The organism is Nostoc sp., from assembly GCF_036917535.1.
Classification (GTDB): domain Bacteria; phylum Cyanobacteriota; class Cyanobacteriia; order Cyanobacteriales; family Nostocaceae; genus Nostoc.
In genome coordinates this window covers 1-20,455 of record NZ_JBALDA010000039.1, presented here as the reverse complement: position 1 = coordinate 20,455, position 20,455 = coordinate 1, and the positions used below count along the sequence as shown (strand labels likewise).

Here is a 20,455-nt window from a genome sequence, read left to right as displayed (position 1 = left end):
AGAATCAACAAAACAAGAAACTACAAAATGGCAACCTGGTAGCGCTCAGGCGCAGTTCGGCGTCAAGGGTTCCTATAAAAATCTTTTATTTAAGAAATTTTTATGGGTATCCCTCAACCATCATTCCTGGTGGGGATGCCATTATTAAACCGAAACATCTCTCTTTCCTGATTGGAGGCACCGGCAAAAACTGAACGGCAGTCTAAAAACAGTAATCCAAGGATGGAGATGTCGCACTCCCAGGCAACCATCCGCTAAAACTGTAAATTAAAGGGGAAGAGTGGATGAACAACGGCAAAGTTAGAATTTATGAATTATCAAAGGAATTGAATTTGGATAACAAAGAGCTACTAGCAATTTGCGACCAGCTCGATATTGCGGTCAAAAGTCATAGCAGCACGATTTCAGAATCCGAGGCAGAAAACATCCGGGCGGCAGCAGAAAAGCTAGCAGCTACGAATGTGTCAGCCAAAAAGGAACTAGGTACAACCAGCCATAAGCCAAATTCACCACCCAACGGCGGACGTAACCGACCTGCTGCACCCCACAAACAGCAAATTTTGGAAATACGCAAACCCAAAATATTGAGAAATACTACTCCCAACGCCCCAGAGGCGTCACTTGCTAACAATACCCAAGCTGCCTTGTCTGAAGCTAATCCTCCCTCTCCGCCACGGCCTTTCGCTACACCAGTCTCACCCCAAAAACCGGCAGCACCAACTCGACCTGTGCCCCCTGTGCCCCGGACTCAATCTGAGACTCAAGAGCAACCTGCGAACGCTAAGTTGGAACAAACGCCTAATCCAAATCCGGCACCGGAAAAAATAGCATCCCAAAAACCGGAAAAAATAGTTCCACCCAGACCAAAATCGGAAAAACCGATCAAACCACAACTAGTTGCTCCTACAGCCAGACCTGCGGCAGAAGAAGCCCAAATGGTAGATGAGCCGCCCGTATCTCAGGCAGATAAACCGATCCTCAAACGCGACCAACGGCTACGACCCGCGGAAGGCGATCGCGAGCAAATTAAGCCGAGAGTCGCTAAACTGCCAACAGACCAGTCTCCACCATCTGCACCACAAAGAACAAGTCGTCCTACCCCTGCACCCAGCAGACCAGAGCAGAGAGGCAATAGACCATCTGCTCCATCACAACTGGGAGAAGGACAAAGACCCAGACCAGCACGTCCAAGTGAAGCAGTAGCAGCCGCAATGCCAACCGCTACTCCACCCAGACAGATGTCAGGAATAGTGGGCAAATCTCAAGGATTGGGTGATGAACCAGTCACACCGGATCTCCTCGATTTGAAACGCCCAAGTCCGCCTCGACCGACCAAAGGTGGCAAAAAGTGGGTAGAAGAGGAAATAATTGACGAGGTTAAAGAGAAGGCAAAAACTGGTGTAAAAGGCAAGCGAATCAAACCCATACTTGATGATGAGTTTGAAGAAGATTTGCTGGATGATGATGATATCGACTCACCAGCCACAGTCCAAGTCAGCCTTTCTATCGCTCGTCCTCCCAAACCGAAAGCGACTCGACCTGCACAGATACCAGGTGCAACCCTTGCTAGCGCCCCAACAGCAAGAGCGAAAAAGTCTGGTTCCAGGTCTGGTTCCAAATCTGGTACTGGGCGCGACCATCAGCAAAACCGTCGCCAAGAAGCCGAGACAAAGCGCGATCGCCCCGAAAAAGTGGTGATTACAGGACCGTTAACTGTGCAAGAACTAGCTGACGTTTTAGCCGTTGCCGATACAGAGATTGTCAAAATCCTGTTCCTTAAAGGTATGGCGGTGAGTATCACTCAAAATCTAGATATTCCCACAATTACCCTGGTAGCAAAAGAACTAGAAATAGAAGTTGAAACCGCCGAACGAGAAGCAGAAGCTCGGAAAATTACGGAAATGGTCGGCGCAGAAGACCTAGAATATCTCCACCGCCGTCCGCCAGTCGTGACAATTATGGGTCACGTAGACCACGGTAAAACAACCTTGCTCGACTCAATCCGCAAAACAAAAGTGGCTGCTGGCGAAGCTGGTGGGATCACTCAACACATTGGTGCATACCATGTGGATGTGGAACATGAGGGCAAACCGCAGCAAATAGTCTTCCTGGATACTCCTGGTCACGAAGCCTTTACAGCTATGCGGGCACGAGGAGCGCGGGTAACAGACATTGCCGTGTTGGTAGTAGCTGCTGATGATGGCGTCCGTCCCCAAACCGTTGAAGCCATTAGCCACGCCCAAGCAGCCGGAGTACCAATTGTTGTTGCAATCAACAAAATTGACAAAGAAGGGGCACAGCCAGAACGCGTTAAACAAGAACTCACTCAGTATGGTCTGACCTCAGAAGATTGGGGTGGTGATACGATCATGGTTCCCGTGAGTGCAATCAGAGGTGAAAACCTGGATACGCTCTTAGAGATGATTCTCCTGGTAGCAGAGGTTGCAGAACTATCTGCCAACCCAGATCGTACCGCCAAAGGAACTGTCATTGAAGCACATCTGGATAAAGCTAAGGGAGCAGTTGCTACCTTGCTAATTCAGAATGGCACCCTGCATGTGGGAGATATCTTGGTAGCTGGCTCGGCTTTCGGTAAAGTCAGGGCGATGGTGGATGACAGAGGCAAGAGAGTAGACATTGCTTCTCCTTCCTTTGCTGTCGAGGTACTAGGTTTAAGTGATGTGCCAGCAGCAGGCGACGAGTTCGAGGTCTTCGAGAACGAAAAAGAAGCCAGAGCGCTCGCTAGCGATCGCGCAGACAGACAACGCTTATCCCGCCTGTTACAGGGACGTGTTACCCTCACAACCCTGTCGGCTCAAGCACAAGAAGGCGAGTTGAAAGAACTCAACTTGATCTTGAAAGGAGACGTACAAGGTTCGGTGGAAGCTATTGTGGGAGCGCTCAAGCAAATCCCGCAAAACGAAGTCCAAATTCGGATGCTGTTGGCTACTGCTGGGGAAATCACCGAGACAGATATCGACTTAGCCGCTGCCAGTAACGCCGTAATTATTGGCTTCAACACCACCTTTGCCAGTGGCGCTAGACAAGCCGCCGATGAAGCAGGTGTCGATGTCCGGGAATATAACGTAATCTACAAACTCCTAGAAGATATCCAAGATGCCTTGGAAGGTCTTTTGGAACCAGAGTTGGTGGAAGAACCCTTGGGTCAAACCGAAGTCCGTGCCGTCTTCCCAGTCGGTCGTGGTGCGGTTGCTGGTTGCTACGTTCAATCTGGCAAGCTAGTTCGTAACTGCAAAGTCAGGGTGCGACGCGGCGGTAAGGTGATCTATGAAGGCGTCCTTGACTCCTTAAAACGGATGAAAGAAGATGCCCGTGAGGTCAATGCCGGTTATGAATGCGGCGTCGGCATCGATAAATTCAATGATTGGGTTGATGGTGACATCATCGAAGCCTATCAAATGGTTACAAAGCGCCGCACTCTCACCTTAACGAGATAGTGTTGAGGGTAAAATGGTTAGAAGTTAGGAGTGATAAATTAAGAGTTAGGAGTTAAAGACTGCTAACTCCTAACTCCTAACTCCTAACTCACAACTTTTTATAATATGCATTCATTTCGCTCTGAACCTATTTTGTGGATTCACGTCGCTGGTTTAGCAACGTTGCCTGTTTTTTTAGTACTCTGCTTATTGTTCTTGTCTGTAGGCGAGCCATTTTTACCAGTCTGGATGGAGCTATTCTTAGTTGCCGCTATTGGTGTTCTCCCCCTGCTATGGATGCAGTTGCGTCGCCCTTTTTATATATTTGCTCTTTTAGGAATAGCCCAAAAACCAGAAAATCTGACTGAGCGGCAGCGAAAAATTCTCTGTTTAATTAATACAAAGTTAAATCGTATCCTGGCATTGGTGGCAGCGGTCTTGTCGGTTTGGATACTGTGGTATCTTTACCAAATTGCCCCATTAGTAGCAAATTCAGCTAAATTTCTCCCACAATGGCGCAGTCTTGCACTAGTGCTGGCGGGATTAGCATTTTTGGGTGGCAATCTATTTTTACAAATACCTGTGAGTGTAATGCGAGTTTTGGTGATTAATGAGACAGAATTCGCTGGCATCGAGCCATTATCTTTAGAAAAGATTAAGCAAGATTTCACTATTTTAGGAGTGCGAGTTAATCAAATCGTGCCCCGATTATTGCAATCCTTGTTTAGGATAAATACAGATTCATAGTAGCCTCTAAAGTAGATTACAGCGGATTTCAAGTTGGTAAGATACATGAGCTAAGTCTGTTACCCAGATATATATAAAGCGTGTTTACTCCTGAATTCTGCTGTATTTCACTTTAAAGGGCTAGAGATAAGAGCAGGGGGGCAGAGGAAAATAAATAACCAATGCCCAATGCCTAATGTCCAGTTACCGTTGAAGTTTAAAATAAAGGAATAAGGAACTATGGCTCAAATTCCAGCTTCTAGCGATCGCCAATTTTCTGCTGATACTGAAATTTGGTATAGCCTCAAATGTGCGATCTCCACTAGTTCCGGTTTTCAACGCTGGCAACTAGAACGCGATGCTCAATTAGAGGGAATTCTCTTGGAACATCAAGTACAGAGGTATTTAAGAGAAACTTTAGAAACTTTAGCTTACTAAACACGTAATAAATCTTGTAAGCTTGTTTGCAAACGGCGGAGTTGACGGTATGCACCCTGCAAGCGATCGCCATCAACTTCCACTTCATTTGTGGTATAATTCTTAATAATTTCAATCAGCGACACTTGCCCGTCTTGATTCGCAGAAAGTACCAAAGCGGCTCGTAAAGCTTGCCGATTTGCTCTTTGAGACGGTGTAGAAATAACTTGACTAATTTGATCCAAAATAATATTACCAATCTGGCTATTCAGTACTTTATCTAAAAATACAGGGTTTACCTTTATTGGCTTTGTTAAATACTGACGAATGGCTTTGGGGTCTTGTTGCGCCAAAGCTAAATTAACTCTTAGTAAACCTGAGAGTTCACCTGTTTGGGCAAAGGTGGATAGTTCCTCTACAGAAAATGATTCACGGAAGATACCATACTTCAGCACTAGTCGTTCTGCTGCAAAGGCAGGAGTGGACAAAAACAGAAGACAGAGATAATGCCTACTAAAACTAAGACGCGACGCAGCCCTAAAAAATAAAAACGCATTTCTCCCGATTTCCAATAGGTTTGCTTTTCCTGCGATCATATTCCAGCAGAATTAGTTGCAGCACCTAGCTTTAGGGAATACTAAAAATCGCCTCATCCCCATAGTGCCCCTAAGAAAATTTTCTGAATAACAGAATATAACTAATGTATAAGTTCTGTGACCTATCTAGGGAATTTAGCTGAATCAGTGCTAATCATCCAGTATAGTTTTGCATGGGTTTTAGAGCAGCTACAACGCTGTTATCTTTAACCTTGTTCGATATACCGTAATTCAGCACATCACAGACGGAAAAAATGAAATATCGGCATTCTTACATTTCTCTAGCGAAAAATTTTCACCTTCTTTCCAGCAGTCATTTCAGATATACTTTGCGCGTAGGAGTCGGGCTAACGGCAATACTTGTTGTTTATAGTGGGTCGTCAATACTACTACCTACTGAGGTTAATGCTGGTGCTACTCCTCCAGAAAATCTCATAGCGCAAGCTCCTGCAACTGCTCCTGCAACTGCTCCTGCAACTGTCGCAGCGATTTATGTTAATCCAGCAACTGGTGCAGATAGGGCTGGTGCTGGTGCAACCTCGGCAGCACCCTACAAAAGCATCAGTTTCGCTCTCAGTCAAGCCCAAGCAGGTGCAGTGATTCAATTAGCACCTGGTACCTATAACCAGGAAAGTGGTGAAACCTTCCCGCTTTTACTTAAACCAGGGGTGACACTGCGAGGTGATGAAGCTAGTAAAGGTCAGGCGATATCAATTACAGGTGGAGGCTTCTACACTAGTCGCACTTTTGCCAGACAAGACATTACCATCCTTGCCGAGCAAGATACCACGATCGCTGGTGTCACCGTCACCAACCCAAATAACCGGGGTACGGGTGTGTGGGTGGAATCAACTAATCCGATTATCAAAAACAGTACTTTTACTAACAGTGTCAGAGAAGGTGTTTTTGTAACGGGTACAGGCAATCCCAAAATTGAAAGTAATCTCTTTGTGCAAAACAAAGGCAATGGGATTTCAATTGCTAAGACTGCTCAAGGAGAAATTCGGAGTAACTTATTTCAGGATACTGGTTTTGGTCTTGCGATCGGTGGAACTTCCACACCTCTAATTGTAGAAAACCAAATTCTCGAAAACCAAGACGGTCTTTTTATCTCAGAGTCAGCCAAGCCCGTATTGCGTAAAAATTTCATTCAAAACAATAAACGGGATGGAGTCGTAGCAACTGTCAACGCTTTACCCGACCTTGGCACCAACGAAAATCCGGGTGGCAATCTTATCCGTAATAACACTCGTTATGATGTGAATAATGCCACTAAAACTGGTCAAATTGCTGCTGTTGGCAATGATATTGATCAGAAAAAGATTTTTGGCTCCGTAAATTTCGTTGCTGCAACTGTTGAACCGCCTGGAGGGCCTGTTGTCTTTAAAGATGTACCAGCAAATTACTGGGCAAAAACATACATTGAAGCCTTAGCTTCCCAAAATATTATTGCGGGCTTTCCTGATGGCAGCTTTAAACCCAATGAACCTGTAACCCGCGCTCAATTTGCCACTATTGTCACTAAAGCCTTAAAGCCACCAACTAAACGCGCAGCCATTCAGTTTAAGGATGTAGCAAGCAATTTCTGGGCTTACGCTGCCATTCAATCTGCTTACCAGAGTCAATTTGTTTCTGGCTATCCCGATGGCACTTTTAAGCCACAGCAGCAAATTCCTAGAGTGCAGGCGTTAGTCTCTTTAGCTAATGGTTTGGGCTTAACTGCAAGTAATCAAAATGTCGTTTCCTTTTACACCGATGCTGCTCAGATTCCTAATTATGCGATCGCACCAGTTGCCGCCGCAACTGCACGGCAACTAGTAATCAACTATCCTACAGCCAAGCAACTCAATCCTAATCGTGAATCGACTAGAGCCGAAGTTGCTGCCTTTGTTTACCAGGCACTTGTCAATGCTGGACGTGCCCAACCAATTCCTTCATCTTATTTGGTAACAGTTCAGTAAATGTCTAGTTAGCAAATTGGAAACGCCAGACTAATAAATTATCAGTCTGGCGCTTCCCATATAGTGGTTTTTTAATTTTAGGGTTTTTTAATCATAAAAGTTGGGGTCTTTTAATATAGCTGACCCCATTTGAATGTGATTGGGTTTATGGTCAGGGTCTTTATATTGGCTGACCCCGTTTCAACGATTTCTATTTTCTCAGATATTTTTGCTTTTTGGGATTTACTAATAATTTTTTTATTTTTTCTTTCTGGATATTTTAATCTTCATAAAAGCATGAGTAAATTTGAAGAAAAGATATATTAAAAGAAAGTAGTCAAAAATTAACTAACTAAGATTTCTCTCTTTAGGAATTAGGATTTTTTACCCGAATTGGGGCGTTGTTGCCGACGCTGTTCCCAACGCCAAAGGAAAACCATTAAAGCAACTATTCCGACTTGGAGAGCTAAACTAGGCAAAGCACTCTCAACATTGCGTCCGGCAAGCACTTGGAAGAAAAAGACGAATGCACCGAGTAAGCCAGAAGCACCGAAAGCAATGTAAAAAAATTGTCGGAAGCCGCGATAAGGAGCAGCTATTTCTGCTTTCAGGCTGGCATACTGTTCAGGATTAAGGCGATTTTTGGGATTTTGATCTACCATAATTAAATCATGTTATAGTCTGAGATTGTGTATGCCGATGTGGCTCAGTGGTAGAGCAGCTGATTCGTAATCAGCAGGTCGTGGGTTCAAATCCCATCATCGGCTTTGATAAAAGTGTTGTTTAATAGTCAAGTTTGACACAAATCATGTACAGTGACTAATTATCTGTGATCGGTGACACATTGATGTCGTTGTGACAAATTATTGTCATAAAACCTAAATTATTACTGATGATGGTGATTATGTGACAGTGCCAAGAATTCAAGTATTTACTACTAATTCGGGAGCGTAGGCGAAGCCCGTCGCAGACATCGCCACAGCTAAAAATCAAGGCAAACTTATAACTAGGTAAGCACTGTCCTCAAAAACTGCCAGAAATTACACAGCCGTTACTCGCCTCTTCAAAACCCATTGGGTGCGTTGGCGTTGGCGTAGCCTCTCGTAGAGAAGGTATCGCCTCTCTAACAAATTGCGAATTATTTCGGTGAAATTGTCCCGTCATTCTGAGCTTGTTTAATCGCTCGTTTCAAAATTAACACTGCCATTTGAGACAAAGAACGCTCCTCTGCATCGGCCAATAATTGCAGGGCTTCTTTGTCTTCTTCTTCCATGTAAATAGTTACTGTTACTTTTCCCATGTCATCATCATAAGCTAATTAGTGTGTTTTTAACTTAAATAAATTAAAAAACATAATTTTACATAGAATTACATCTTTTTTATGTATAATTACAGATAAGTCAAAAGCCAGCCATCAACTTTCTCACGGCGGATGCTGGCTTTTGGCCCCCCTATCACAGGAGACATTTCCTATGTTAAAGCCTGTTAGCTACAAAACAGATGAACACAGAGCTTATCAACAAGCTTTAGATGATTTCGGCATCACAGAATTACTGGCAAAGCTGAATAACTACTCTGATGCTGACTTTGATAGTACCTGGATACAACCCCAGCAGCAAGAAATAGAAACTCTTGCTGCAATTCTGATATCTGGGTTAACTCACAGCATCAATGGTAAGTTGATTGCTGCTTATCTCAATCTCATTCGGCACTGTCACCAAGATATAGTCCCAGGTTTGATTAACCTGAAATATCCAGATGCATCTATTGAGCTTCCTGTCAACTTTCCTGATGTAGCCAAGACACCCAGATTTTTATATGGCGATCGCTTGCGTTGGATCTCTGCTCAAAGCGATACTGACTGGGGTATTGTCATTGGTCGATTTTATAGCTTTGCTTCTCATCGCTGCTGCTGGAGTTGGTGCTACCTGATTTGGTTGAGCAAAGACAGTCCCAGTGCGGCTTGGACATCTGCTGATATTGCTTGGGAAGAGGATTTAGAACCCATTGGCGAGGATATATACTGATGAATCCTCATCCACTCAAGCAGCGAGAGCAAGATTTGATTCAACTCTACAGTTACTGTCAATTGGGCATGACTCCCAAGCAGTTTTACTCGAAGTGGCAGGTGAATTACGAAGAAATTGCTCAGATTTCCTCTCGTTCCCTTTCCACCGTTCGGCGCTGGTTTGCTAGAGGCAAAAACTACCGCCGTCCCATGCCAACCGATTTACGCCACCTGGCGCTGATGAACTTTTTGCTGGAACACTTTGAGGAGATTCCCGAAGAACTGTTGCAGAAGCTGTGTTTTTCAGACAAGAGTGAGTAGAAATTGAATCTAATTTCAATATCAAAATGATATTTCTTGCCAGCCACCATCACAGTAGGCTGGCTTTTATTCTTTTTCTTTTGACTTGGAGCAAAGCGACCATGACTTATCTTGAAAAGCTCAATCCTTGGTGTATAATCCGGCTTCTACCTAATATGCAGAACCAAGTTGTAGCTCGTTTTCGTCGCCGTAGTGATGCGGAAGCTCATCTACAAGTTTTACGCCGACTCATCCCAAACGTGAGTTTTACATTGATTTTCAATGTAGTTTTAGAGCAACAAGATTTGACTGCTTTAAATTCAAGAAGGCAGGAGGCAGGAGGCAGAGGGCAGGAGGCAGAAGTTCTTTAATTTTGAATTTTGTTAGCGCAGCGTTAGCGAGTCCGCGAGCGTCATTTTGAATTTTGAATTCCGCCTTGCGGTACTAGGTGGATTATTGCAGCAAAGGAGTTGTGCCATTACCGTTAGTTGACCCATTCGCAATTGCAGCTTGAGTAGGTTGAGTAGTAAGAACTGCTACAACTGGAGTAACTTTTGAACTAGATTGTTTATTTCGTTTGCGATTAGATCCGCCAGCCTTGGAATACTCTATACTGTTTCTGCCGTAAACAGTTGCAACTCCACTTAGCATTCGTTCAGACATTTCACAGAGAGCTTTATCCATCTGGGTTACTGTTTTACGCGATTCTTCCAGATTGGACACCAGCGTATTATTAGCTTCTACCATCGCACGGGTAGTGTTGATTAAGTGACTGTAAGCTTCAATAGTTAACCCATGTCCTAAATCCAGATTTTCATCAATAGATTTAAGCAAGGCGAGACGAAGTTGGGCTTTGTCAACAGCAGCAGAACCACGAGTTTTTAAAGACATAACACATCCTTTTTTAATAATTCCTTTTTCAACATAGTGGAGTATCCTTTTGCCTGAGATGGGTAGTTTTGTGGATTTATTTCATTAAAAGTTCAACGAAATAATTACGAGTTTGCCTGTGTTTTTACTCATTTTTCATATCGATTTGTTGTTTGAGAATAAGAGGTTGTTTGAAAAGGGTTGGCTTGAGCCTCAAGTATGACTCAGGGGTACACTCTCAAATCCCAAAACTCCGATTCTCTGGTAGCAGTTTCTTGGTAGCCAGGGTAGTGAAACATACGCTTGAGGACTTTTCAAACATCCTCTAAGTACAATCAGCAATTGGGTACGCCGAAATAACAAATGCATACCCCGAAATAACAAATGCATACCCCGAAATAACAAATGCGTACCCCGAAATAACAAATGCGTACCCCGAAATAACAAATGCGTACCCGAAAATAACAAATGGGTACCCGGAAATAACAAATGTGTACCCGAAAATAACAAATGGGTACCCGGAAATAACAAATGCGTATCCCGAAATAACAAATGCGTACCCGGAAATAACAAATGCGTATCCCGAAATAACAAATGCGTTGGCGTAGCCCAACCCAGGCATCGCAAAATCATTGCGCCTACGTTATCACTCAACCCAACCTACGCAAAATCACAGGTTTTTATCTCTAACACCGAGCGTATTGAGATATTATGCAGGAGAATAGAGATGGTTCAATTAGCGTGTCTAAATTTTCATGCAGTTTGAGTGGGATGAGGCGAAAAATTTAGAGAATCTTCGCAAACATGAGATTGATTTCGCCGATGTTCCTGAGATGTTTGAAAGTCCAATGCTAATTGAGTTAGATAATCGTTTTGATTACGGAGAAGACCGTTGGTTCGGTATAGGTTTCCTCGGCAACGGTATAGCCGTTGTAGTTTGGACAGAACGCAAAAATAATGTGATTCGGATCATTTCAGCACGAAGGGCAAACCGATATGAGCGACAAAGACTTGAGAAATACCTCTCGTACTAACTGGACAGCATTGGAGTCAATGAACGATGAAGAAATTGACTACTCTGACATTCCACCATTGACAGAAGAGTTTTTTCAGAAAGCTACTCTCCGAATTCCCGCACCTCAAGCACAGCAATTGGTACAGATTGAGCCAGATATACTAGAGTGGTTTCAAGCTCAAAGCGGAGAATATAAAACCTTAATCAACTCTGTTTTACGTCGTTACATCGAAAACTGCGACGAACAGCCAGCACTATAACAATTCAAAATTCAGTATTATACCAGAACTTCCCCCCGATTAGATGACAATTTATATTGGGTGGATGTTGCTTAATATTTCCTCAAAAGCGCGATCGCCAAAATAACAAATGCGTTGGCATAGCCCAACCCAGGCATCGCCAAATCTATAATTGCAAACACAAAAATAATAAATGCGAACCCCGAAATAACAAATGCGTTGGCGTAGCCCAACCCAGGCATCGCTAGATTAACTTTTGATTATGAAAGTAAAATGAAATTATCTTCCAACTAACGGGACTTAGACAAAAATTAAGCCCAAATAAAGCCTAAACTGGCTTTATAAGCGGTAAACACGTCACGGTTGAGCGTCAACCAATCGAAGAATCGATAAGACATAGCCGTTCTAAATGCTGAGCTAATTCCGGTTTTTTCTCAAATTCTGAGTCTTGCTTCCCTTGTGTTAAAGAACTGGCGTGCTGATATAACTCTATATCTAATGGTAAGCTTTTTCTCCCATCATATAAATGAGTTGTTACTACTACTATTCCATTATCCGTCTTGCCAATTTCTCCAATGTATTGCCTTCCCACTCCATCAGTAAAATTGCCACTTTTTCTATCGGTTTAGTTTAGAAACAGAGCATAACTATAGACTGTTGTTAGCAATGATTTTTGGGACAGATCTGAAAATAAATTTTCATTGGTGGTGCTGTACTACAAGTTCATGACTCACTAAACTCCAGTACTGAACGAAGAGACCAGAAATTTGGGACGATTCTCCATAGGAAGGGATGCCAAAAATCTCTCTATTCCTAAAGTCAAGATTGGTTCGGTAGCAAGTCCAGTACATATAATAAGTGCAGTGTCTATACCAGCTTGATTCCCACCACAAATATCTGTCTCACAATTGTCCCCAATAATCATGGCATCTTTCCATGCTTCCAACCCTAGATGTTTAACTGCCCACTTCTGAATGTATTCAAAGATCAAAGGATAAGGTTTCCCAAAATAACAAACCTTTCCCCCAGCTTCTTTATAAAGAGCACCAATAGACCCTTGTCTGACTACAGGTCGAGATGGACGACCCTCCAAAGCGGTTTTATCGGGATTAGCTATAAGCATGACCAGACCAGTTTTGACCAATGCTTCAATCTCTTCCCGGAAAGGATCTACAGACTCCTGATCACAACCATTTTTGTGGGGAATGCCACAGTATATGAAGTCAGCGTCTTCTATCGAAGAAGTGACAGAAAACAAATTGTTCTCAAATAATTTTTGCGACGGCGATCCATATTGAGGATGATGATCACCATACAGCCAATATTTATATCTTGGCGTTGAAAAAGGTAGACAACCTGAAACAATCGCATCTCGTGTGATTTGTCCGGAAGAAACAAATAGATCGTAATGTTTCCCTAAATGAAGACCTGCTTTAGAATATTTTGATACTTCACGCTCAGTCAAACTTGTTGAATTAGACACAATTATGATAGTTGTGTTCTGCTCCTTTATTTTTTGGAAAGTTGCAAGGACACCAGGGAACAAGCCAACGGGTTCTCCTCCCCAGAATACACCATAAGCGTCTACCAATATCAGTGGTCTGTTCGAGACGACAAACTCTAGAGATAAAATTTCAACCATTTTTTTGGATTAGCATGACGTAAGTTCGACGAGTTAAGAAGAGTGCACGTCTTACTGGAGTTTAGACTAAAAGCGATATGAGAGAATGCAAATCAAATGAAATTACAAATTAAAAATATTCTCAAGTCAGCCTCAAAGCATCCGCGATCTTTGACAATTATGTAGTATGTCTACGAGAAAGTAAATATTACAATAATGATAATCGTGGAAAGGGTGGCGGCTGAACACCTAATTCTGAGGTTGGTGTCCACTTGTGAAAACTCAATTGCTAAAGAAGATTACAGTGACTTTTTATTTGTCGCTGTGCCAAATTAATGTCGTTGAGTGTGTAAAGCTTGCACTTTCTAGCTTTCTGCTTAGAACTAGCATAGGTAATTCACAAGCCATATCAACACAGCTTTGTTGCAAATCTAAAGTGGATAAGGTTTAATTCGATGACACCAATTTGTCTCAACGCCATTTAATTTGTCACTGTACAGTTTTCCTTTGAAGTTCAGATGCCTGCGGCAAGCCGCTGGCGCGTCTACGGAGGAAACCTTCGCTCTGACTTTTCGGAGTGAGCGGCTGCTGTTAGCGTAGCGGAGTATAACCCGTTCTGACTTCTGATGCCTCTATTCTGCTGTAACAATTTAACCATTCATTGAGTTCTTGTATTAACCATTCTATTTCCGCCTCAGTGAAATGAGTATATTTATTAAGACAATAAATACTTGAACCAGCAGAAATCCGCAATAAAGATTGAGGATTTAAATGATGAGAATTTGATTTGATTAGTTTCGATACAGATATATTTTTGCGGAATGCTGGGGGATAAACAAGCTTTTTAATTCCTAGAAACTCATGCCTGACCGCTAACTGCTCAGAGTCAATTCTTATACGAGTACGTTTGCATACTCCCCAAAGCAAGGCAATCAAAAGAAAAGCGAGCGCACTATTTTGAATGCAAGAGGCAATTATGTTGAATAATGGAGAAGTTGGTCCCAGCCTAAATGTCAAAAAATTAAAACCCAATGCCAAAGGTGTGAGCAAGGAGATAAGCATAATTAAGCCAATGCTAAATCCTTTAGGTGGCAAGATAATTTCTAGACTTTTAGAGGTTTTAATTAAGTGAATTTTACTTCCAAGCGGTTGCGTTAACTGTTTTTTTAATACAAGCGTTGCCTGCTTTCTAGAAGGGGGCTTTTCTAATGCTTGCATTGCTACTTCTGTTGTCGAAAATCTCTGGTCTAAACTTGGTTCAGTTATCCATTCCAACCAATCAGCAAATTCTAGACTGAGATTGCAAGATTGTCGGAATTGAATACGTAACTCCTGCTGTGGTAATTCTGTAGGATGCAATCCTGTGACGAGATAAATTAAAGTTGCACCCAAGCTATAGAGGTCACAAGCAGGAGTTACCCTACCGCCAAATTGCTCTGGAGGCATATAGCCATAAGTACCTACTACAGTAATTGTGCCGCCTTCTTGAGCAGCTAGAGTTTGCACAGAGCCAAAATCTACAAGGTAAATCTGACCAACACTATTACCAGAACGATTTGTGAGTAGGATATTGCTGGGTTTAATATCTCAATGAATTACAGACGGTTGCTGTTGGTGTAAATAGCAGAGAATTGTCAGGAGCGATCGCGCTAATTCTTTGACCTCTGCTTCACTAAATGTTCGTCCTGCTTGTAAATGTTCCTCTAAAGATTTTGCCGCGACATAAGTTTGTACTAACCCAAAACCTTTATCATCGGGCGTATCTAGCTCAAAGTAATCTAAATAGCGCGGGATAGCAGGATAATCAAGCGCTTTTAAAGTTTCCGCTTCCCGTTGAAATAACTTTAAGTCTTGCCAGTCGAAATCTTGCCCCAAGTACAAGATTTTTATTACTACCTGTTGTGAGGAATACAAATCCAAAGCTAGAAAAGTTCGTCTTCCGGTTTGTCTTCCTAATTCTCTTTGGACTTGATAACGTTGATGAAATATTTCACTGTTCATTTATTTAATAACCTATATTGCTTTTCATACCACTGAGCAATAAATTTGCTAGCTACTCCCATACCTAACCCAGTGATAACAGAAGGTGCAATCACTAAAAATAGGCTAGTGACATTTGACCAATCAGAAAAAGAACCATGAAACAGCAGGCTGAATCCAAATAAAGCAGCAGCCATCCCAAATGTAGTGCTGATAAAGCCAATTGTGCGTCGATGCAAATGGGCATTTTTTAGCGGGAAGAAGAATAACCGCGTAATCATGCTGACTAAAAATCCATTAATCAACGCAATGGGAAAACCAATTGATGCACCAAATTGTAGTCCTGCAATGCTGCCGTATCCTGGAATCATGACTGTGCCATAAATAGCAGCAGAACCTGCTACAACTAAGCCTCCAGTGAAGGTGCTACGCCAAATAGCATTCCACAATAAATCCCTGATGTTCACTGGTTTGGGAGGATTCACCACAGTTAGTTCATTGATTGGCAACAGACCTGTTTCCAAGGCTTTTAAGGCAATTGAGGCAGATGTTAAACGTTGCTCTAGACTGGGTTGTGTTAGCCATTGCAACCAACCTACCAATCCCGGACTAAGTTTAACTAAGTCTTGAAATGCAATTCGCAAATCTTTCTGAGGTAAATCGGCGGGATGAATACCTGTCGCTAAAGCAATTAGAGTAGCACCAAGACTGTAGAGATCAGAAGCAGGCGTTGCATAGCCACCAAATTGTTCTGGGGGCATATAGCCGTAAGTCCCGACAACCGTTACTGTCTTACCTGCTTTGGCTGCTAAGGTTTGTACAGAACCAAAATCTACTAAGTAAATCTGTTTAACACTATTACCAGAACGCTCTGCCAAAATAATATTGCTAGGTTTAATGTCGCGGTGAATAACTGGAGGCTGTCGCCCGTGTAGATAAATTAGGATATTTAACAGTGCTGTAGCAATTTCTTTGACTTCAGTTTCTGTAAAAATCCGCCCAGTTTTCATATCTTCTTCCAGAGATTGACCTTCTACAAAGCTCTGGACAAGGGCATAACCTTTAGCGTTAGATGGCTCTAACTCGAAGTAGTCGATATAACGAGGAATGGCAGGATGTTCAACTGCTTTAAGGGTTTCGGCTTCTCGTTCAAATAGCTTTAAATCTTCCCAAGCAAAATCATTACTAAAGGTTAGTAGCTTGATAATAACTAATTGCTCAGTTTGAATGTCACGAGCTAACAGAGTACGTCTTCCTGCTTTTTTACCTAATTGTTGCTGAATTTCGTAGCGTTCTTGAAAAATTTGTTTGGAAAAGTCATTGAGGCTTTGACCTGCCATTTGCCCACTCCGAGTTTTTACCTTTGCAACTTGTTATAGTTGAATTTCCTCAAAACTACAAAGGGAAAATGAGAGATTTCGCATTCTTTCAAATATTGGACTTCTACGGAGTTGTAAAAGATTGAGGGATTAAAGAGATGAGGAGAATGCTGTGTGAAGCTGCAATATATTTTACCTTGCATCTAGCACCGTCTCACGCCAGTCGCCACAACTATTGTTAATCCCAGAGTCGTAAAGAAACCTGTATCAAAGTTTTGCTCTAAAAAGCCTTAACACAGAGGTATTGGACAAGGGAGCATCCCAATTATACAAAAATAAAGAAAGGAAAATCATTCGCGAGACTTTATCGCGAATAATAAGGGGGACTCAATCTTGTGGATCTTCCTCTTCAAGCTCAGAACCAGAACTAATATCTAGTAAACAATCATCAAGGGTATCAATTATTTTCTGTATTTCATCCCCAACAGAACGTCTGAAAACAGACACCAATAGTCCTCGCTCTCCCATCATTTCTTCGAGATGCCGACACGAAAGTGGATATCGCAGATACCACCGCACACATAACAGAATACTCTCGGATTGAAAATGACGCCATTTAAATGGTTCTTTGCGGTTCATTAACCGGCTAACTTTGTTACAAGACTGCTACAACCACATTTCTACTAGACTTGCCCTAGTACCGCAAGGCGGAAGTCAAAAGTCAAAAGTCAAAAGTCAAAAGAATTGTATTCCAAGCCCTTGCGCCATTTGAAATGGTATGTTTATTTCCGCCGTGCTGTACTAGTTTTTGCAACACAACCAAAAGAGTTAGAGAATTGTTGCAACTAACAAAATATATTTATAATTAAGGATATAGATGTGATTTTCAACCGGATTTACTAAGAGTGAGATTTCTAAAACAACTAAAAACTTTAGATGATAAAATACGCGCCAACATAGATGGTAGCTTTATCAAACTTTCAGACGGAGTAGTTCATTATGAGTTGGCAGGAGAAAATAATAAACAACCTGTAGTACTTATACATGGCTTTTCTACTCCATACTTTATTTGGGATTCAACAATTGCTGCATTAGTAGAGGCTGGCTTTCTAGTTTTACGTTATGATTTATACGGTCGAGGCTATTCTGACAGACCAAATACTATTTATAATGCAGATCTTTTTGATAGACAACTACTAAATCTATTAGCAGCTTTAGAAATTAATCAACCAGTAGATTTGATAGGACTTTCGATGGGAGGAGATATTGCTGCTATTTTTACCCATCGACACTTTTCTATGGTACGTAAACTTTGTTTAATCGATCCTGCTTGTTTTTTTCAAAATCAATCACTTATATCAAGGATTCTGTATAGTCCTATTTTAGGTGATATTTTAATGTTTTTATTGGGAGAAAAAATCTTTTTATCAACTATTTATGATGATTTTTATAGACCAGAAAAATTTCTTGAATACAAAAATAGATTTCTTGAACAGTTGAAATATAAAGGCTTCAAACAAGCAATTATATCAACATATAGGCAAATGTCTTTTAATAAGTTTTCAGAAATATATAACAGTCTTGGAGACAAACAATATCCAGTTTTATTAATTTGGGGAAAACAAGATAAAACTATCCCTTTTATGATGAGTGAAAAAGTTAAAAAAGCTATCCCAAATGTTAATTTTTATGCGATTAATGAAGCTCGTCATGTTCCTCATTATGAACAACCTGAGATTGTTAATAATATTTTGATTAACTTTCTTTAGACGGCTCAATTTTCCTAAAGAGTCGTGAGCCATTATGGACTATTTGATCTTAAAGTTTTCTAAAAATTTCTAACGAGACTTAGACAAAAGTTAAGAGTAAAAAAGAGTATAATGCTGAACTAGTATAGCTTTCATGTTAAAAAAGCTGATGAAAGAAACCACACCTGCTGCCATGCCTCCATGCTTTGAAAGATGGTGTCAACGGTTTGATGATGTATTTACTCATAAAGCTCAAAAAAGAGAGTTTAGGCACTAAGAATTTAGACAGGACAAGGTTTTGGAGATGTGTATCTGTCGCATTATTTTTTTAAATTGGTATTACTTTACAACAACAATTTTTAGCCCAATTTACATCACTACCCTTTGACGATTTAGCGGCAACGACATTTGGAACAATTCGCTCTCAACTAGAAGTATTAGGTACTCCCATTGGCGCGTATGACTTACAAATTGCCGCCATCACCCTGACAAATAACTTAACCCTCATCACCCATAACACTAGAGAATTCCAACGCATTAATAACTTGTTGATTGAGGATTGGGAGATATAGCGATCGCCTAAAGAATATAGCGGTTTCTGCTTGAGTGCGGTACAGACCTAACCCCCAACCCCTTCCCTACTAGCGTTGGGGAGTAAGATTCAAAGCCTCTCTCCTAAAAGGAGAGAGGTTTGGAAAGAGGTCAAAAATGTGCTGCATCCAAGCGAGAATCACTATAATTGCGATCGCCAAATCTATAAATGCAAACGCCCAAATAACAAATGCGATCGCCAAATCTATAAATGCGTTGGCGTAGCCCACCACAGGCTCGCCAAATTTATAAATGCGTTGACGTAGCCCAACCCAGGCATCGCTAAAATTACAATTGCATTCTCCAAATCGATAAATGCGTTGGAGTAGCTCAACCCAGGCATCGCCAAAATCACAAACGATAATTTGAAACTGCTACGGGGCGATCGCTTAGAATAAAGCAAGTAATGAAAAGTCAATTCATTGAGCTTCAGCAAATGCCTTCCTACTTGGTCAATTTACCTGTTCAACTACAGCAAGAGATAGAGCAATGGGCAACTAGCCAAGGAATTTCCCTCGATCAATTTATTTTGTGGGCAGTAGCAGAAAAAGTTGCCTCTCTTCGCCATCAACTGAACGACCCCTCCTTTCCCTTGATTAGCTATCGCATTGGAAGCAGTGGCCAAAAAGTTCCCGTTGTTAGTGGTACAGGAATTCGAGTGCAAACTCTAGCGATTGCTGCTCATCAGTGGGGCTGGTCTTGCGAGCAAATTGTCCAACAGTATGGTATAACTGAAGCTCAGATCAATGACGCACTGGGTTTTTACACTGCCCATCGTACCGAGATTGATGAAGCGATCGCTACAGAACAAATGATTGAAACTGCTGGTGTCTAAACTCCTGCTGCATTTAGATGCAGATACCTCCATTAAAGCATTGCATACGGCTCTAGTTGCTCGTGGTCATGATGTGACTCGCACTCCCAATGAATGGATGCTAGAAGATGCTAGCGATGAAATGCAACTGTTGAAAGCCACAGGTAACGGACGGTGTATTTTTACCTTCAACATCAAAGATTTCTTGTCCTTGGTTATTCAGTATCCGCAGCACAGAGGCATTATTCTAGCGGCACAAAATAGTTGGAATTTGTCTGACCTCATTCAAGCATTGGATCGCTTGCTATCAGAAACTCAAGCAGAAGACTGGCCTAGGCAAATACGTTGGTTAAATCAATGGCGATCAGAATAGCGTGTCAATTGAAAAACAGAACTTTGCGATCGCTAAAATCACAAACGCGATCGCAAAAGCTATAAATGCGAACGCCGAAATAATAATTGCGTTTGCAAAAGCTACAAATGCGAATGCCGAAATAACAAACGCGAACGCAAAAGCTACAAATGCGATCGCAAAAGCTATAAATGCGAACGCCGAAATAACAATTGCGATCGCAAAAGCTACAAATGCGAACGCCGAAATAACAAATGCGAACGCAAAAGCTATAAATACGAACGCCGAAATAACAAACACGAACGCAAAATCTATAAATGCGAACGCCGAAATAACAAACGCGATCGCAAAAGCTATAAATGCGAACGCCAAAATAACAAATGCGATCGCAAAAGCTATAAATACGAACGCCGAAATAACAAACACGAACGCAAAATCTATAAATGCGAACGCCGAAATAACAAACGCGATCGCAAAAGCTA

The 20,455-nt window shown here is 41.8% G+C and carries 22 protein-coding genes, 1 tRNA gene and 3 pseudogenes; 15 read left to right on the top strand and 11 right to left on the bottom strand.

Annotation, left to right across the window (positions count from 1 at the left end; all coding sequences use genetic code 11):
• Positions 1–284: 284 nt before the first annotated feature.
• The 3 genes from infB (at position 285) to V7K56_RS13645 (ending at position 4,601) form a co-directional block, all read left to right on the top strand.
• Positions 285–3,458 (top strand): translation initiation factor IF-2, encoded by a 3,174-nt coding sequence (gene infB / locus V7K56_RS13655; protein ID WP_334911248.1) that lies wholly within the window; start codon positions 285–287, stop codon positions 3,456–3,458.
• 105 nt (positions 3,459–3,563) lie between these two features.
• Positions 3,564–4,184 (top strand): low-complexity tail membrane protein, encoded by a 621-nt coding sequence (locus tag V7K56_RS13650; RefSeq protein ID WP_334911247.1) that lies wholly within the window; start codon positions 3,564–3,566, stop codon positions 4,182–4,184.
• A 219-nt stretch (positions 4,185–4,403) separates the two neighbouring features.
• On the top strand, positions 4,404–4,601 hold the full coding sequence (locus tag V7K56_RS13645; protein ID WP_334911246.1) for a hypothetical protein: 198 nt from the start codon (positions 4,404–4,406) through the stop codon (positions 4,599–4,601).
• Here V7K56_RS13645 and V7K56_RS13640 read toward each other — a convergent pair.
• A complete protein-coding gene (locus V7K56_RS13640; RefSeq protein ID WP_334911244.1) occupies positions 4,598–5,068 on the bottom strand; it encodes an alpha/beta hydrolase in 471 nt (156 codons plus the stop codon). The two genes, V7K56_RS13645 and V7K56_RS13640, sit on opposite strands and share 4 nt — an antisense overlap.
• Before the next feature lie 362 nt (positions 5,069–5,430).
• On the opposite strand from V7K56_RS13640, the gene V7K56_RS13635 reads away from it, so the two are divergent.
• On the top strand, positions 5,431–7,137 hold the full coding sequence (locus V7K56_RS13635; RefSeq protein WP_334911242.1) for a DUF1565 domain-containing protein: 1,707 nt from the start codon (positions 5,431–5,433) through the stop codon (positions 7,135–7,137).
• Between the two features lie 353 nt (positions 7,138–7,490).
• Here the strand turns inward: V7K56_RS13635 and V7K56_RS13630 are convergent, their stop codons facing one another.
• Positions 7,491–7,778 (bottom strand): DUF3493 domain-containing protein, encoded by a 288-nt coding sequence (locus V7K56_RS13630; RefSeq protein ID WP_334911240.1) that lies wholly within the window; start codon positions 7,776–7,778, stop codon positions 7,491–7,493.
• A gap of 33 nt (positions 7,779–7,811) precedes the next feature.
• On the opposite strand from V7K56_RS13630, the gene V7K56_RS13625 reads away from it, so the two are divergent.
• Positions 7,812–7,883 (top strand) — tRNA-Thr (locus V7K56_RS13625).
• A gap of 371 nt (positions 7,884–8,254) precedes the next feature.
• Here V7K56_RS13625 and V7K56_RS13620 read toward each other — a convergent pair.
• Positions 8,255–8,416: a ribbon-helix-helix domain-containing protein gene (locus tag V7K56_RS13620; protein WP_334911238.1), complete on the bottom strand. Its 162-nt coding sequence runs from the start codon at positions 8,414–8,416 to the stop codon at positions 8,255–8,257.
• A gap of 172 nt (positions 8,417–8,588) precedes the next feature.
• Between V7K56_RS13620 and V7K56_RS13615 the strand changes: the two genes are divergently transcribed.
• From V7K56_RS13615 to V7K56_RS13605, 3 genes are all read left to right on the top strand, one after another.
• Positions 8,589–9,143 carry a hypothetical protein gene (locus V7K56_RS13615; protein WP_334911236.1) on the top strand — a complete coding sequence of 185 codons (555 nt, stop codon included), beginning with the start codon at positions 8,589–8,591 and terminating at the stop codon, positions 9,141–9,143.
• The gene (locus tag V7K56_RS13610) at positions 9,143–9,445 is read left to right on the top strand and encodes a helix-turn-helix domain-containing protein (RefSeq protein WP_334911234.1); all 303 of its coding nucleotides are present in this window, start codon (positions 9,143–9,145) and stop codon (positions 9,443–9,445) included. The genes V7K56_RS13615 and V7K56_RS13610 overlap by 1 nt, the downstream gene beginning before the upstream one ends.
• A gap of 101 nt (positions 9,446–9,546) precedes the next feature.
• Complete coding sequence (locus V7K56_RS13605) at positions 9,547–9,795, top strand: hypothetical protein (protein ID WP_334911232.1); 249 nt, start codon at positions 9,547–9,549, stop codon at positions 9,793–9,795.
• An 82-nt stretch (positions 9,796–9,877) separates the two neighbouring features.
• On the opposite strand, the gene V7K56_RS13600 is transcribed toward V7K56_RS13605, so the two are convergent.
• Both V7K56_RS13600 and V7K56_RS37080 read right to left on the bottom strand, forming a co-directional pair.
• Positions 9,878–10,315 carry a hypothetical protein gene (locus tag V7K56_RS13600; RefSeq protein ID WP_334911230.1) on the bottom strand — a complete coding sequence of 146 codons (438 nt, stop codon included), beginning with the start codon at positions 10,313–10,315 and terminating at the stop codon, positions 9,878–9,880.
• Positions 10,316–10,619: 304 nt separating this feature from the next.
• On the bottom strand, positions 10,620–10,916 hold the full coding sequence (locus V7K56_RS37080; protein ID WP_442940029.1) for a hypothetical protein: 297 nt from the start codon (positions 10,914–10,916) through the stop codon (positions 10,620–10,622).
• A 133-nt stretch (positions 10,917–11,049) separates the two neighbouring features.
• Between V7K56_RS37080 and V7K56_RS13595 the strand changes: the two genes are divergently transcribed.
• Both V7K56_RS13595 and V7K56_RS13590 read left to right on the top strand, forming a co-directional pair.
• Positions 11,050–11,328, top strand: a complete 279-nt coding sequence (locus tag V7K56_RS13595; protein WP_334911228.1) for a BrnT family toxin — start codon at positions 11,050–11,052, stop codon at positions 11,326–11,328.
• On the top strand, positions 11,291–11,569 hold the full coding sequence (locus V7K56_RS13590; protein WP_334911226.1) for a BrnA antitoxin family protein: 279 nt from the start codon (positions 11,291–11,293) through the stop codon (positions 11,567–11,569). The genes V7K56_RS13595 and V7K56_RS13590 overlap by 38 nt, the downstream gene beginning before the upstream one ends.
• A 355-nt stretch (positions 11,570–11,924) precedes the next feature.
• Here V7K56_RS13590 and V7K56_RS13585 read toward each other — a convergent pair.
• The 5 genes and pseudogenes from V7K56_RS13585 to V7K56_RS13565 form a co-directional block, all read right to left on the bottom strand.
• A pseudogene (locus V7K56_RS13585) lies at positions 11,925–12,167 on the bottom strand (transposase); the annotation flags it as partial.
• A 114-nt stretch (positions 12,168–12,281) separates the two neighbouring features.
• Positions 12,282–13,190, bottom strand: coding sequence for a TIGR01459 family HAD-type hydrolase (locus V7K56_RS13580; protein ID WP_334911224.1), 909 nt, complete (start codon positions 13,188–13,190; stop codon positions 12,282–12,284).
• 570 nt (positions 13,191–13,760) lie between these two features.
• A pseudogene (locus V7K56_RS13575) lies at positions 13,761–15,170 on the bottom strand (serine/threonine protein kinase).
• Positions 15,167–16,489 carry a serine/threonine protein kinase gene (locus V7K56_RS13570; protein WP_334911222.1) on the bottom strand — a complete coding sequence of 441 codons (1,323 nt, stop codon included), beginning with the start codon at positions 16,487–16,489 and terminating at the stop codon, positions 15,167–15,169. Before V7K56_RS13570 ends, V7K56_RS13575 begins: the two are co-directional and overlap by 4 nt.
• A 483-nt stretch (positions 16,490–16,972) precedes the next feature.
• A pseudogene (locus V7K56_RS13565) lies at positions 16,973–17,107 on the bottom strand (IS6 family transposase); the annotation flags it as partial.
• Positions 17,108–17,373: 266 nt separating this feature from the next.
• On the opposite strand from V7K56_RS13565, the gene V7K56_RS13560 reads away from it, so the two are divergent.
• Complete coding sequence (locus tag V7K56_RS13560; protein WP_334911220.1) at positions 17,374–18,237, top strand: alpha/beta fold hydrolase; 864 nt, start codon at positions 17,374–17,376, stop codon at positions 18,235–18,237.
• A 311-nt stretch (positions 18,238–18,548) separates the two neighbouring features.
• Positions 18,549–18,788 carry a PIN domain-containing protein gene (locus tag V7K56_RS13555; protein WP_442940034.1) on the top strand — a complete coding sequence of 80 codons (240 nt, stop codon included), beginning with the start codon at positions 18,549–18,551 and terminating at the stop codon, positions 18,786–18,788.
• A 69-nt stretch (positions 18,789–18,857) separates the two neighbouring features.
• Here the strand turns inward: V7K56_RS13555 and V7K56_RS13550 are convergent, their stop codons facing one another.
• The gene (locus V7K56_RS13550) at positions 18,858–19,037 is read right to left on the bottom strand and encodes a hypothetical protein (protein ID WP_334911219.1); all 180 of its coding nucleotides are present in this window, start codon (positions 19,035–19,037) and stop codon (positions 18,858–18,860) included.
• A 176-nt stretch (positions 19,038–19,213) separates the two neighbouring features.
• On the opposite strand from V7K56_RS13550, the gene V7K56_RS13545 reads away from it, so the two are divergent.
• The 3 genes from V7K56_RS13545 to V7K56_RS13535 all read left to right on the top strand — a co-directional run.
• A complete protein-coding gene (locus V7K56_RS13545) occupies positions 19,214–19,642 on the top strand; it encodes a DUF433 domain-containing protein (RefSeq protein ID WP_334911217.1) in 429 nt (142 codons plus the stop codon).
• On the top strand, positions 19,635–19,994 hold the full coding sequence (locus V7K56_RS13540) for a DUF5615 family PIN-like protein (RefSeq protein ID WP_334911215.1): 360 nt from the start codon (positions 19,635–19,637) through the stop codon (positions 19,992–19,994). Before V7K56_RS13545 ends, V7K56_RS13540 begins: the two co-directional genes overlap by 8 nt.
• Position 19,995: 1 nt before the next feature.
• The coding region (locus tag V7K56_RS13535) for a hypothetical protein (RefSeq protein WP_334911213.1) at positions 19,996–20,455 on the top strand (460 nt) is incomplete at its 3' end.

Coding starts and splice junctions, on each gene's coding strand:
- infB (WP_334911248.1), top strand. CDS start 285: ATGAACAACGGCAAAGTTAGAATTTATGAATTATCAAAGGAATTGAAT.
- V7K56_RS13650 (WP_334911247.1), top strand. CDS start 3,564: ATGCATTCATTTCGCTCTGAACCTATTTTGTGGATTCACGTCGCTGGT.
- V7K56_RS13645 (WP_334911246.1), top strand. CDS start 4,404: ATGGCTCAAATTCCAGCTTCTAGCGATCGCCAATTTTCTGCTGATACT.
- V7K56_RS13635 (WP_334911242.1), top strand. CDS start 5,431: ATGAAATATCGGCATTCTTACATTTCTCTAGCGAAAAATTTTCACCTT.
- V7K56_RS13630 (WP_334911240.1), bottom strand. CDS start 7,778: ATGGTAGATCAAAATCCCAAAAATCGCCTTAATCCTGAACAGTATGCC.
- V7K56_RS13620 (WP_334911238.1), bottom strand. CDS start 8,416: ATGGGAAAAGTAACAGTAACTATTTACATGGAAGAAGAAGACAAAGAA.
- V7K56_RS13615 (WP_334911236.1), top strand. CDS start 8,589: ATGTTAAAGCCTGTTAGCTACAAAACAGATGAACACAGAGCTTATCAA.
- V7K56_RS13610 (WP_334911234.1), top strand. CDS start 9,143: ATGAATCCTCATCCACTCAAGCAGCGAGAGCAAGATTTGATTCAACTC.
- V7K56_RS13605 (WP_334911232.1), top strand. CDS start 9,547: ATGACTTATCTTGAAAAGCTCAATCCTTGGTGTATAATCCGGCTTCTA.
- V7K56_RS13600 (WP_334911230.1), bottom strand. CDS start 10,315: ATGTCTTTAAAAACTCGTGGTTCTGCTGCTGTTGACAAAGCCCAACTT.
- V7K56_RS37080 (WP_442940029.1), bottom strand. CDS start 10,916: ATGCCTGGGTTGGGCTACGCCAACGCATTTGTTATTTCGGGATACGCA.
- V7K56_RS13595 (WP_334911228.1), top strand. CDS start 11,050: ATGCAGTTTGAGTGGGATGAGGCGAAAAATTTAGAGAATCTTCGCAAA.
- V7K56_RS13590 (WP_334911226.1), top strand. CDS start 11,291: ATGAGCGACAAAGACTTGAGAAATACCTCTCGTACTAACTGGACAGCA.
- V7K56_RS13580 (WP_334911224.1), bottom strand. CDS start 13,190: ATGGTTGAAATTTTATCTCTAGAGTTTGTCGTCTCGAACAGACCACTG.
- V7K56_RS13570 (WP_334911222.1), bottom strand. CDS start 16,489: ATGGCAGGTCAAAGCCTCAATGACTTTTCCAAACAAATTTTTCAAGAA.
- V7K56_RS13545 (WP_334911217.1), top strand. CDS start 19,214: ATGAAAAGTCAATTCATTGAGCTTCAGCAAATGCCTTCCTACTTGGTC.